Consider the following 13387-nt stretch of genomic DNA (forward strand, 5'->3'; position numbering starts at 1 on the left):
GAATGAAAAAAATAGCTGTTGATGCTATGGGAGGGGACAATGCCCCTCAGGCTTTGGTGGAAGGAGTCAATCAAGCAGTACAGGAGTTCTCGGATATTGAAATTCTCCTTTATGGCGATGAGGCGAAAATTAAGCCTTATCTGACTGCTGGTGAGCGGGTCCGCATCATCCACACGGAGGAAAAGATTGACTCGGACGACGAGCCGACCAAGGCCATCCGTCAGAAGAAAGAAGCTAGTATGGTGCTGGCAGCTAAGGCTGTGAAGGCAGGGGAGGCAGATGCCATGTTGTCTGCTGGAAATACTGGAGCGCTTTTAGCCGCCGGTTTCTTTATCGTAGGGCGTATCAAGAATATTGACCGACCTGGGCTCTTATCTACTATGCCAACGGTTGGCGGTCAGGGATTTGATATGCTGGATTTGGGAGCCAATGCTGAAAACACAGCCCATCATTTACACCAGTATGCGACTTTGGGTTCTTTCTATGCTGAAAATGTCCGAGGAATCAAGAAGCCGAGGGTGGGTCTCTTGAATAACGGAACAGAAAGCAGCAAGGGCGACCCTCTGCGCAAGGAAGCCTATGAGCTTTTAGCTGGGGATTCAACACTTAACTTTATCGGCAATGTGGAAGCGCGTGATTTGATGGATGATGTGGCGGATGTTGTCGTTGCAGATGGCTTTACTGGTAATGCAGTTCTGAAATCAATCGAAGGAACTGCTATCAGTATCATGGGTCAGCTGAAGAAGTCTATTTTAGGCGGTGGTTTCAAGGCTAAATTGGGAGCTTGGCTGCTCAAGGACAGCCTGCGAGGGCTCAAGAATAGTCTGGACTATTCTAGTGCAGGAGGTGCAGTTCTATTCGGCTTGAAAGCGCCTGTTGTCAAAACGCATGGCTCTAGCGATGCTAAGGCTGTTTATAGCACGATTCGTCAGATTCGGACCATGCTGGAAACGGATGTTGTTGGTAAATCGGTCATTGAATTTTCAGATGCAAAGGAGTAACCATGAGCGAAAAAGAAATTTATGCAAAAATTGTCGAAATCATTCAAGAACATGACAGCAGCAAGCTGCATGTCACTCCAGAACTGAGCTTGAAAGAGGAGCTGGGAGTGGACTCTGTTGATTTGATGGAATTTATCATCAATCTGGAAGAAGCTTTTGATATTGAGATTCCTGATGAGGATATGGATAACTTCAAAACAATTTCCGATGTGGTGGCTTATATCCACGAAAAACTGAAGAAGCAACATTAAAAATCAAAGATCGGTATCTTCCGGTCTTTTTTCGTATCTTGAAAAGGGAACTATTTTCAGCTAGACACAGAAAGTTTATACGGAATTTCTTGTAAAATATATTCAAAGATGATAAAATGAGGGTATAAAACCACGAAAGGCGAATATTAAAATGTCTAATAAGTTATTATATTCGGGAAAAGCTAAGGATATTTTCTCTACAGATGATGAGCAAGTCATTCTGGCACGCTACAAGGACCAGGCAACGGCTTTTAATGGAGTCAAGAAGGAGCAGATTGCTGGTAAAGGAGTGCTCAACAACCAGATTTCATCTTTTATTTTTGAGAAACTCAATGCAGCTGGTGTGGCGACGCATTTCATTGAGAAGGTTTCGGATACAGACCAGTTAAATAAAAAAGTGGAGATTATTCCTTTGGAAGTGGTGCTGCGCAATTACACAGCGGGTTCTTTTTCCAAACGTTTTGGAGTAGAAGAGGGCATCGCGCTTGAAACTCCGATTGTGGAATTTTACTACAAAAATGATGATTTGGATGATCCTTTCATCAATGACGAACATGTGAAATTCTTGAAGATTGCCAGCGATCAAGAAATTGCCTTTTTGAAAGAGGAGACTCGTCGGATTAATGAACTCTTGTCAGACTGGTTCCGCCAAATCGGACTGAAATTGATTGATTTCAAGTTAGAGTTCGGCTTTGACAAAGATGGCAAGATTATTCTGGCAGACGAATTTTCACCAGACAATTGCCGTCTCTGGGATGCGGAAGGCCATCACATGGATAAGGACGTTTTCCGGCGTGGCCTTGGTGAACTGACAGATGTCTATCAGGTTGTTTGGGAAAAATTACAGGCGATTAAGTAAGGGCAGGGTGTGAAAAATCATGGACAAGCGTATTTTTGTAGAGAAGAAGAGCAACTTCGGTGTGAAGTCACAGAGCTTGGTGAGAGAGCTGACGCATAATCTTCAGTTGAAAACATTGTCAGATCTTCGGATGATTCAAGTTTATGATGTCTTTCATCTGGCAGAAGATTTGGTCGCTCGGGCTGAAAAGCATATTTTCTCCGAGCAGGTGACAGATAGATTGCTGACCGAGGAAGAAGTAGATGCTGCACTTGCAGAGACAGCGTTTTTTGCCATCGAAGCGCTGCCGGGTCAGTTTGACCAGCGGGCAGCCAGCTCTCAGGAGGCTCTCTTTTTGCTCGGCTCTGGGACAGATGTTCTGGTGAGGACCGCTCAGCTTTATTTGGTCAATAAAGACATCTCAGACAGCGAGTTGGCAGCAATCAAGAAATACTTGCTGAATCCAGTTGATTCACGCTTTAAAGATATTGAGCAGCCGATCCAGCTGGAGCAATTCTCCGAGTCTGACAAGACCATTCCGGTTCTGGACTTCTTTAAGGACTATACGGAAGCGGACTTTAAGGCCTACAAGCAGGAGCATGGTCTGGCTATGGAAGTGGCAGATTTGCTCTTTATTCAGGACTATTTCAAGTCGATTGGCCGTTTCCCGACGGAGACCGAGCTTAAGGTTTTAGATACTTACTGGTCCGACCACTGTCGACATACGACTTTTGAGACGGAGTTGAAGAAGATTGATTTTTCGGCTTCCAAGTTTGAAAAGCAACTGCAGGCCACTTATGATAAATACTTGGCTATGCGCGATGAGCTGGGACGTGGGGACAAACCGCAGACTCTCATGGATATGGCGACTATTTTTGGGCGCTACGAGCGAGCCAATGGCCGTCTGGATGACATGGAAGTGTCTGATGAAATCAATGCCTGCTCAGTCGAGATTGAAGTGGATGTAGATGGTGTCAAGGAGCCTTGGCTGCTGATGTTTAAAAATGAAACCCACAACCACCCAACAGAAATTGAGCCCTTTGGTGGGGCTGCGACCTGTATCGGCGGAGCCATTCGTGATCCGCTTTCTGGCCGTTCTTACGTTTATCAGGCTATGCGGATTTCTGGTGCGGGCGATATTACTCAGCCGATTTCTGAAACGCGAGCTGGCAAGCTCCCTCAGCAGGTTATTTCTAAAACAGCAGCGCATGGCTATTCTTCTTATGGGAATCAAATTGGCCTAGCAACGACCTATGTCCGTGAGTATTTCCATCCAGGATTTGTAGCCAAGCGGATGGAGCTGGGTGCTGTTGTCGGTGCAGCTCCTAAGGAAAATGTTGTCCGTGAAAAACCAGCAGCAGGTGATGTGGTCATCTTGCTGGGAGGTAAGACAGGCCGTGATGGTGTCGGCGGAGCTACTGGCTCGTCCAAGGTGCAGACAGCTGCGTCTGTGGAGACGGCGGGTGCGGAAGTCCAAAAAGGAAATGCTATTGAGGAGCGCAAGATTCAGCGCCTCTTCCGCGATGGCAATGTGACTCGTCTCATCAAGAAATCCAATGACTTTGGGGCCGGCGGTGTCTGTGTGGCTATTGGCGAATTGGCAGACGGGCTGGAAATTGACCTTGACAAGGTACCGCTCAAATACCAAGGACTTAACGGTACAGAAATCGCTATTTCCGAGTCACAAGAGCGGATGGCAGTAGTGGTTCGTCCAGAAGATGTGGAACAATTTATCGCTGCGGCAGCTAAGGAAAATCTGCTGGCAGTTGTTGTGGCTAAAGTGACAGAAAAGCCAAATCTGATTATGCACTGGAATGGGGAAACCATCGTTGATATTGAGCGGAGTTTTCTGGATACCAATGGTGTGCGCGTGGTTGTGGATGCCAAGGTTGTGGATGCTCAAGTAACATTGCCAGGGCAGGATGTAACTTCTGAAGCAAGTCTGGAACAGGACCTCAAGAGCTTACTCAGCGACCTCAATCATACCAGTCAAAAGGGGCTGCAGACGATCTTTGACAGTTCTGTTGGCCGCTCTACTGTTAATCATCCTATCGGCGGGCGCTACCAAATCACGCCGACTGAGGCTTCTGTGCAGAAACTGCCAGTTGAGCATGGCAAGAATGAGACGGTCTCTGTGATGGCGCAAGGTTACAATCCTTATGTGGCAGCTTGGTCTCCTTACCATGGAGCAGCTTATGCAGTGATTGAAGCGACAGCTCGCTTGGTTGCTGCTGGTTCGGACTGGTCCAAGGCTCGCTTCTCTTATCAGGAATACTTCGAGCGGATGGACAAGCAGGCCGAGCGTTTTGGACAGCCGGTCTCTGCTCTGCTTGGTTCGATTGAAGCCCAGATTCAGCTAGGTTTGCCGTCTATTGGTGGTAAGGATTCCATGAGCGGAACTTTTGAAGAATTGACCGTACCGCCGACCTTGGTAGCTTTTGGAGTGACTACTTCAACTGCTGGGCGCATCCTGTCTCCAGAGTTTAAGGCGGCAGGAGAGTCTATCTACTATTTGCCAGGACAGGTCCTGTCTCAGGATATTGACTTTGACTTAATCAAGAATAACTTTGAAAATTTTGCGGCCATTCAGACCAGGTATCAGATTACAGCCGCCGCCGCTGTTAAATACGGTGGTCTGGCAGAGAGTCTGGCCTTGATGAGCTTTGGTAATCGTATCGGTGCCCAAGTGGATGTTGCTGACTTGCCTTCCGTTTTGCAGGCCCAGTTGGGCGGATTCGTCTTTACCAGTCCGAAGCAGGATATTCCAGGTGCAGTGAAGATCGGTCAGACCAAGTCAGACTTTACACTGATTGTCAATGGTGTCCAGCTTGAGGGAGCAGAGCTTTTGGCAAGCTTTGAAGGCCGACTAGAGTCTATCTACCCGACAGAATTCAAACAGGAAACAGTTATTGAAGAAGTGCCGGCTCTTGTCGCTGATACAGTTATCAAAGCCAAAGAGACAGTAGCGGAGCCGTTGGTTTATATCCCAGTCTTCCCTGGAACCAACTCAGAATACGATTCAGCCAAAGCCTTTGAAGCAGCTGGAGCCAAGGTCAATCTAGTTCCGTTCGTTACTTTGGATGAAGCAGCCATTGTTCAGTCCGTTGACACCATGGTTGACAACATTGACAAGGCAAATATCATCTTCTTTGCAGGCGGCTTCTCTGCTGCAGATGAGCCAGATGGGTCAGCTAAGTTTATTGTCAACATCCTTCTCAACGAGAAGGTTAAGAAAGCCATTGATGCTTTTATCGCTCGCGGCGGTCTCATCATTGGTATCTGTAATGGATTCCAGGCTCTGGTAAAATCCGGTCTTCTTCCTTATGGAAACTTTGAAGAAGCAGGGGCTAGCAGTCCTACTCTCTTTTACAATGATGCCAACCAGCATGTGGCTAAGATGGTTGAAACCCGCATTGCCAATACCAACTCGCCTTGGCTGGCTGGTGTGCAAGTGGGAGATATCCATGCCATTCCGGTTTCACATGGTGAAGGGAAATTTGTCGTGACGGCTGAGGAATTTGCTGAGCTGCGCGATAATGGTCAGATTTGGAGTCAGTATGTAGACTTTGACGGTCAGCCGAGCATGGACAGTAAGTATAATCCAAACGGCTCTCTCTACGCTATCGAAGGAATTATGAGTAAGAACGGCCAAATCATCGGGAAGATGGGGCACTCAGAACGTTATGAAGACGGTCTTTTCCAAAATATTCCAGGTCAGAAAGACCAGAAATTGTTTGAAAGCGCCGTTCGTTATTTCCAAGCGAGTCACGAATAAAGCTGGCTTGCAAGAGCAAGCAATCAAAGAAGGAGTCTGCTTGGCCTGTTAGGCCAGGTTTTCTCCCTTTTACAAGACAAAAGAATTTAGGTAAAACAATGACATACGAAGTAAAGTCACTGAATGAAGAGTGCGGTATTTTTGGAATTTGGGGTCATCCACAGGCGGCTCAGGTCACCTATTTCGGACTCCATAGCCTGCAACACCGCGGTCAAGAAGGAGCTGGCATCCTGTCAAACGACCATGGAAAGCTCAAACGCCACCGCGATTTGGGATTGGTTGCAGAGGTCTTTAAAAACCCAGCAGATTTGGATAATCTGACAGGAGAAGCAGCCATCGGCCACGTCCGCTATGCAACGTCTGGTGGGGCCTCCATCAACAATGTCCAGCCTTTCTTCTTCAGTTTCTATGATATGCAGATGGGCTTGGCGCATAATGGTAATCTGACAAATGCCCATTCACTGAGACGGGAGTTGGAAAAGAAAGGTTCCATCTTTGCCAGCTCGTCTGATACGGAAATTCTCATGCACTTGATTCGCCATAGCGAGCAGGAAAATTTCTTAGATAAGCTTAAGGAATCCTTGAGACGAGTTCAGGGGGGCTTTGCCTATCTCATCATGAGAGAGGAAAAGCTCTACGCCGCGTTGGATCCTAATGGCTTTCGTCCTTTGTCCATCGGCCGCATGAAAAATGGGGCCTGGGTCGTTTCTAGTGAAACCTGTGCTTTTGAAGTGGTGGGTTCCGAATGGGTGCGCGACCTTGAGCCGGGGGAAATCGTGATTATCGATGATGAAGGAGTGACCTACGACAGCTATACGACAGATACCCAGCTGGCTATTTGCTCAATGGAATATGTCTATTTTGCTCGGCCGGACAGCGTCATTCACGGTGTCAATGTTCATGCAGCTCGCAAGCGGATGGGCCGCAGACTGGCTCAGGAATTCCAGCATGAGGCGGATATCGTTGTCGGCGTGCCTAATTCTTCCCTGTCAGCGGCCTCTGGCTTTTCCGAAGAGTCTGGCCTGCCAAATGAAATGGGTCTGATTAAAAATCAATACATCCAACGGACCTTCATCCAGCCGACGCAGGAGTTGCGAGAGCAAGGAGTTCGTATGAAATTATCTGCTGTTTCCAGCATTGTCAAGGGCAAGCGCGTGGTCATGGTGGATGACTCTATCGTGCGGGGAACAACCAGCCGACGCATCGTCCAGCTCTTACGAGATGCAGGAGCTGCTGAAGTCCATGTGGCTATTGGTAGTCCTGAGCTTAAATATCCATGTTTCTACGGCATTGATATCCAGAATCGTCGCGAGCTCATCTCGGCCAATCATACGGTTGATGAGGTCTGTGAGATTATCGGAGCTGACAGCCTGACTTATCTTTCGATTGATGGCTTGATTGATTCTATCGGGATTGAAACAGATGCACCAAATGGCGGTCTCTGTGTTGCTTACTTTGACGGAGACTACCCAACGCCTCTCTATGATTATGAAGAAGAATATCGTAGAAGCTTAGGGGATAAGACCAGTTTTTACAAATAGACGGATGAAGAGCCTCCATTAAGGGAAAGGAATAAACAAATGACAAATAAAAATGCATACGCTCAATCCGGTGTGGATGTTGAAGCGGGTTATGAAGTTGTTGAGCGGATCAAAAAGCATGTGGCACGTACAGAGCGGGCTGGCGTCATGGGGGCGCTGGGTGGCTTTGGCGGCATGTTTGACCTGTCTCAGACGGGGGTCAAGGAACCAGTACTGATTTCTGGTACGGATGGGGTCGGAACCAAGCTCATGCTGGCAATTCAGTATGACAAACACGATACCATTGGGCAGGACTGTGTCGCCATGTGTGTCAATGACATCGTCGCTGCAGGGGCTGAGCCCCTTTACTTCCTGGACTATATTGCCACTGGGAAAAATGAACCAGCAAAGCTAGAGCAAGTTGTTGCTGGTGTGGCTGAAGGCTGCGTTCAGTCTGGAGCTGCTTTGATTGGTGGGGAAACCGCTGAAATGCCTGGCATGTACGGTGAAGATGATTATGATCTGGCTGGTTTTGCTGTTGGTGTGGCTGACAAGTCAGAGATTATTGACGGCTCTAAAGTCGCAGAGGGCGATGTCCTTCTGGGGTTGGCTTCCAGCGGCATCCACTCAAATGGTTACTCACTCGTTCGACGTGTCTTTACAGACTACACTGGTGAGGAAGAACTGCCAGAATTGGAAGGTAAGAAACTCAAGGAAGTCCTGCTTGAGCCGACTCGTATCTATGTCAAGGCTTTGCTGCCGCTGATTAAGGAAAAGCTGGTTCATGGGATTGCCCATATTACCGGTGGCGGTTTTATCGAAAATGTGCCCCGCATGTTTGCCGATGACTTGGCTGCTGAGATTGAAGAAGACAAGATTCCAGTCTTGCCGATTTTTAAGGCCTTAGAAAAATATGGTCACATCAAGCATCAAGAAATGTTTGAAATCTTCAATATGGGGTTAGGGATGATTTTGGCTGTAGCTCCTGAAAATGTGGATCGTGTCAAAGAACTTCTTGACGAGCCTGTTTATGAAGTCGGCCGGATTGTCAAAAAAGAAAATGAAAGTGTCCTTATCAAATGAAAAAAATTGCCGTTTTTGCTTCGGGTAATGGATCAAATTTCCAAGTGATTGCTGAGCAGTTTCCTGTTGAATTTGTCTTTTCAGACCATCGAGATGCCTATGTGCTCAAGCGGGCGGATAAGCTAGGTGTCAAAAGCTATGTCTTTGAGCTTAGAGAGTTTGACAGTAAGATGGCTTACGAGCAAGCCATTGTAGACCTGCTAGAAGAACACCAGATTGACTTGGTTTGTCTGGCAGGCTATATGAAAATTGTAGGGCCAACCTTGCTTGGTGCTTATGAAGGACGTATCATCAATATCCACCCAGCCTATCTACCCGAGTTTCCAGGAGCTCATGGCATTGAGGATGCTTGGCAGGCTGGCGTCTCTGAGAGCGGTGTGACCGTTCACTGGGTGGACTCGGGTGTGGACACTGGAAAAATTATCCAGCAAGTGCGCGTGCCGCGACTAGCTGATGATACGATTGAAAGTTTTGAAGAACGCATCCATGCCGCCGAGTATCAGCTCTATCCTCAAGTGCTGGAAAGTTTAGGGGTGGGGAGAAGGTAGGAAGTAAATCAAGTTTTGATTGTACAATATTGCTAGGAGAAAAAATGATTGAGCTGAAATTAGTAGATGAGAGCAGTTTTCAGGCAGTGCTGGATTTGAAAATATCTGATGCTGATGAACGAGCACGTTTCGTAGCTCCAAATGTGCGCTCTTTAGCTGACGCATGGCTCTACCGGAAAAATGAAGATGTGTTTCCGATGGCAATCTATTGGGATAAGCAAGTGGTTGGCTTTCTCCTGCTGGAAATAGACAAGGATGAAGCGGAATACTTTGTCTGGAGGATAATGATTGGTCAGCAGTACCAAGGAAGAGGCTATGGTCGAAAAGCCTTGGAAGTTCTGATCAAAAAGGCTCAGATGGATAGAGCTTGCAGTCATATTATCGCAGATTATGTGGTTGGAAATGAAAAAATGAAGCACCTGCTGACTAGTCTGGGTTTTCAGGAAACAGGATTTATAGAAGAAAATAACGAAGTCGCTATGCGCTTGGACCTAAAGAAAGAGGAATAGAATGACGAAAAAAGCCCTAATCAGTGTCTCAGACAAGACAGGCATTGTAGAATTTGCGAAAGAGCTGAAAGCTCTGGGTTGGGATATCATCTCAACTGGTGGTACCAAGGTGGCCCTAGACAATGAAGGAGTGGGCACCATTGCTATCGATGATGTGACTGGTTTTCCAGAGATGATGGATGGTCGTGTCAAGACTCTCCATCCTAATATTCACGGTGGCCTCTTGGCTCGTCGGGACTTGGATAGCCACCTGCAAGCGGCCAAGGAGAATCAGATTGAGCTCATTGACTTGGTAGTGGTGAACCTCTATCCTTTTAAAGAAACCATTCTCAAGCCAGGTGTGGAGTATGCGGACGCGGTGGAAAATATTGACATCGGTGGGCCCTCTATGCTGCGCTCTGCGGCTAAAAATCATGCCAGCGTGACAGTTGTCGTAGATCCGGATGATTATGCTCTTGTTCTGGAAGAGTTGGCAGCAAATGGCCAAACGACCTATGAAACGCGGCAACGCTTAGCCGCCAAGGTTTTCCGTCACACAGCAGCTTACGATGCTTTAATTGCAGACTATTTCACGGATCAGGTGGGCGAAAGCAAGCCTGAAAAGCTGACCTTGACCTATGAACTCAAGCAGCCCATGCGCTACGGGGAAAACCCCCAGCAGGATGCGGATTTCTATCAGACGGCCTTGCCACTGGACTATTCCATCGCTTCCGCCAAGCAGCTGAATGGAAAAGAGTTGTCTTTCAACAACATTCGCGATGCCGATGCGGCCATTCGGATTATTCGAGATTTCAAGGATCGGCCAACTGTTGTAGCGCTAAAACATATGAATCCATGTGGTATCGGTCAGGCAGATGATATCGAGACAGCTTGGGACTATGCCTATGAGTCTGATCCAGTTTCTATTTTTGGTGGGATTGTCGTCCTCAACCGTCAGGTGGATGCTGCGACAGCTGAGAAGATGCACGGTATTTTCCTGGAAATCATCATCGCACCGAGCTACACGGCAGAAGCGCTAGCTATTTTGAGCAATAAAAAGAAAAATCTGCGGATTTTGGAGTTGGCTTTTGATGCTCAGGCAGCTTCTGGAGCCGAGAAGGAAGTGACCGGTGTTCTGGGTGGTCTCCTCGTGCAAAACCAAGATGTTATCGAGGAGAATCCAGCTGATTGGCAGGTCGTGACCAAGCGCCAGCCGACCGAGCAGGAGCGTGTGGCTTTGGAATTTGCTTGGAAGTCCGTCAAATATGTCAAATCCAACGGTATCATCATTACCAATGACCGTCAGGTGCTGGGAGTCGGTCCTGGTCAGACTAACCGTGTGGCTTCTGTCAAGATTGCTATTGAGCAAGCCAAAGATCGCCTTGACGGTGCTGTTCTGGCTTCTGACGCCTTCTTCCCTTTTGCGGACAATATCGAAGAGATTGCAGCCGCTGGTATCAAAGCTATCATCCAGCCAGGTGGTTCTGTCCGTGATGAGGAGTCTATCGAAGCGGCTGACAAGTATGGCTTGACCATGATTTTCACTGGCGTACGGCATTTTAGGCATTGAGAAATATAAAAAAATCCTCGGCTGACCCGAGGATTTTTGAGTAGACTTATACTCAATAAAATTCATTAACAAACTAAACAGGAGCAGTCTGCTCAAAGCACTGGTTTGAAGTGGTTTTGAGGAGTGCGAAAGCGACTTATTTAGGATAGATATAGGTCAGGCGGCCCCAGTAGGAAGCAGTTGGGTCAAACCAGCCACGGAAGTTGCTGATGTACTGCTTGCCGAGGTAGTTAGACTCTTGAATCTGGATGCGGGTATTGGATTCGACATGAGTCACAACACCAACGTGGCCGTAGCCACCGTCATCCCAGCAGGCGATGGCACCAACCTCAGGTGTACTGCCGGTACGGAATCCAGCTCTTCTGGCACTAGCTGCCCATTGACCGCCGTTGCCCCAGTAATTTCCTGCCCAAGGAGCTAGAGCCTTGGCTCCCCAAGTACATTGACCGACAGGATAAGTTGTCGCATTAGCAGCGGCATAGTTTGGCTGAATATTAGCTGATTGAATGCTTGATTTCTCAACCTGATAGCTAGTTCCAGTCAGGCCAGTCAGTTGTCCCGCTTTTCTACGATAGACATGGGTGTTAAATAGACCGCTCCCCTTGTGATTCTGAGTATCTACGGTAAACCTGTATGTTCCATTGCCGACCTTATTGGCAGTATACCATTTGATATCATCTTGCCCATTGACTTCTGACCAAGTTGGCAGAATAATATCGCCATCTCCGTAGGCGTCTGTCACTGTCACCTCGTAGCGATTAGCATCGGATTTCTTGACTGCAACCTTGGCTTGAATTTGGTCGGTAGACATTGGTGTGAGATCAGCTGCGTAGTTGTGTTCGCTACCATCATTGTAAGTGATATAGACATGATTATTATAGGTCCCAGACAAAGCCTGATGATTGCGGATATCAAAGGTCGCACTGAAGGTTCCGTCTCCGTTAGGAGTGGCTGCATACCATTTAAGATTGCTCTGATTGCTAGTGCTCCAAATGGGAACTTGGACAGACTTTATGGGTTTAGATAAAGCTGTTTCAGTGATTTTTACAGTATAGATTCCTTGTTTGGGGTTGATATTTTCTATAGTAAAAAGCGGCTTTTGCTCCTCTTCAGAAGGCAATTTTCCACTATCAATTTGTGCAGTAGTCCCTGAGAGACCTGTTAAGTCAGACTTAACATAACTTTCACCGTAAAGGTGGATATTGTAAATCCCAGTGTCGTAGTTATGCTTTCTGAGTTCCACCCGAGCGCTGTAGCTACCATCCGGATTTTTGCTTGCTTCGTACCATTGTAAATCATCTTGTCCATTTTTCTCAGACCAAGTTGGAAGAACAATTCGATGCATGGTGTCAGGTACGTTTTTGACAGTAATTTCCATGATACCAGTTTGAGGGAAGCTGGTTTCAACAGTAGGATTAGGTTTTTCTAAATTGAAAGTGGTCCCGTTTAAGCCAATCATCTTACCATCTTTATTTTCATAAGTATGAATGTGATAAGTTCCATAGCCTTTGTGATTTGAAAGTTCAAATTCAGTAATATCTTGTCCTGCATTGTACCATTTGATATCATCTTGTCCATTTTCATCAGACCAAACAGCATGTAGAATATTAGAATTTATTTGGTCTTTGTTGCGATTAAAGTGAATTTGAGCGGTTTTCCCTAGGATATTAGAAGTGACATTAATGGCTGGTTTATCGAGAGTAAAGGTTGTTCCATTCAGCCCAATTAATTTTCCATAGAGATCAATATAGGTATGAACATGAAAGGTTCCGTAACCTGGATGGTTACTCAGGTCAATGTCAGTGTTAGTAGTTGTTGTTGACGGTGCTTCATACCATTTGATATCATCCTGTCCGTTCTCATCAGACCAAACAGCGTGGAGAATACGATGAGGTTCTTGAGCTTGGGAACGGGTATAACTAATAGAGGCTGTACGATCGTTCACAGTCACATCGACATTGCTGGCACGATCAGTAGGGCCTAGAATTTTGACTTCAGATTCAGGCGTTTCGGTCGCATGAACTGTTGAGTGGCTCGCAAAGAGACCTAGGACAGCTCCGGATAATAAAAACAGTTTTTGATATTTCTTCATAAAACTCCTTTGTGAGAATGGTTTTGGATGGGCCCACCTGTATTATTCGGAAAACTTATTTGAAAATGATAGTAAATTTGAAAAGTCTTGAATATTTTATGTCTAAAATAGGCATAATCCACTCAAAAAGGATAAGTCTGAAGACAACAATAATTACGGCGATCATGTATAAGAGATATTCTTTTTCTCATTAGAATGGAATAAAACGAACGATTGTGATA

Annotated in this window: 10 protein-coding genes; 9 read left to right on the plus strand and 1 reads right to left on the minus strand. The window is 46.6% G+C overall.

The annotated features are described in order from the left end of the window. Positions 1 to 2 precede the first annotated feature (2 nt). The 9 genes from plsX to purH all read left to right on the plus strand — a co-directional run bounded on the left by plsX (position 3) and on the right by purH (position 11074). Complete coding sequence (gene plsX, locus J1C77_RS00235; RefSeq protein WP_002922797.1) at positions 3 to 1001, plus strand: phosphate acyltransferase PlsX; 999 nt, start codon at positions 3 to 5, stop codon at positions 999 to 1001. 2 nt (positions 1002 to 1003) lie between these two features. Beyond that, the gene (locus tag J1C77_RS00240) at positions 1004 to 1252 is read left to right on the plus strand and encodes an acyl carrier protein (protein WP_002907649.1); all 249 of its coding nucleotides are present in this window, start codon (positions 1004 to 1006) and stop codon (positions 1250 to 1252) included. Positions 1253 to 1403: 151 nt separating this feature from the next. After that, the gene (gene purC / locus J1C77_RS00245; protein ID WP_002905710.1) at positions 1404 to 2111 is read left to right on the plus strand and encodes a phosphoribosylaminoimidazolesuccinocarboxamide synthase; all 708 of its coding nucleotides are present in this window, start codon (positions 1404 to 1406) and stop codon (positions 2109 to 2111) included. Between the two features lie 19 nt (positions 2112 to 2130). Then, on the plus strand, positions 2131 to 5865 hold the full coding sequence (locus J1C77_RS00250; RefSeq protein ID WP_002920490.1) for a phosphoribosylformylglycinamidine synthase: 3735 nt from the start codon (positions 2131 to 2133) through the stop codon (positions 5863 to 5865). A gap of 98 nt (positions 5866 to 5963) precedes the next feature. Further along, positions 5964 to 7406: an amidophosphoribosyltransferase gene (gene purF, locus J1C77_RS00255; protein WP_002922794.1), complete on the plus strand. Its 1443-nt coding sequence runs from the start codon at positions 5964 to 5966 to the stop codon at positions 7404 to 7406. A 39-nt stretch (positions 7407 to 7445) separates the two neighbouring features. Beyond that, positions 7446 to 8468 carry a phosphoribosylformylglycinamidine cyclo-ligase gene (gene purM, locus J1C77_RS00260; RefSeq protein ID WP_002917939.1) on the plus strand — a complete coding sequence of 341 codons (1023 nt, stop codon included), beginning with the start codon at positions 7446 to 7448 and terminating at the stop codon, positions 8466 to 8468. Continuing rightward, positions 8465 to 9016 carry a phosphoribosylglycinamide formyltransferase gene (purN, locus tag J1C77_RS00265; protein WP_002922792.1) on the plus strand — a complete coding sequence of 184 codons (552 nt, stop codon included), beginning with the start codon at positions 8465 to 8467 and terminating at the stop codon, positions 9014 to 9016. The genes purM and purN overlap by 4 nt, the downstream gene beginning before the upstream one ends. 44 nt (positions 9017 to 9060) lie before the next feature. Next, positions 9061 to 9525, plus strand: coding sequence for a GNAT family N-acetyltransferase (locus J1C77_RS00270; protein ID WP_002922789.1), 465 nt, complete (start codon positions 9061 to 9063; stop codon positions 9523 to 9525). 1 nt (position 9526) lies between these two features. Next, the gene (gene purH / locus J1C77_RS00275) at positions 9527 to 11074 is read left to right on the plus strand and encodes a bifunctional phosphoribosylaminoimidazolecarboxamide formyltransferase/IMP cyclohydrolase (RefSeq protein ID WP_002922788.1); all 1548 of its coding nucleotides are present in this window, start codon (positions 9527 to 9529) and stop codon (positions 11072 to 11074) included. Positions 11075 to 11210: 136 nt separating this feature from the next. On the opposite strand, the gene J1C77_RS00280 is transcribed toward purH, so the two are convergent. Beyond that, the gene (locus tag J1C77_RS00280) at positions 11211 to 13166 is read right to left on the minus strand and encodes a GBS Bsp-like repeat-containing protein (protein ID WP_002922787.1); all 1956 of its coding nucleotides are present in this window, start codon (positions 13164 to 13166) and stop codon (positions 11211 to 11213) included. Positions 13167 to 13387: the final 221 nt, after the last annotated feature.

This window comes from Streptococcus sanguinis (assembly GCF_050223295.1).
GTDB classification, from domain to species: Bacteria; Bacillota; Bacilli; order Lactobacillales; family Streptococcaceae; genus Streptococcus; species Streptococcus sanguinis_X.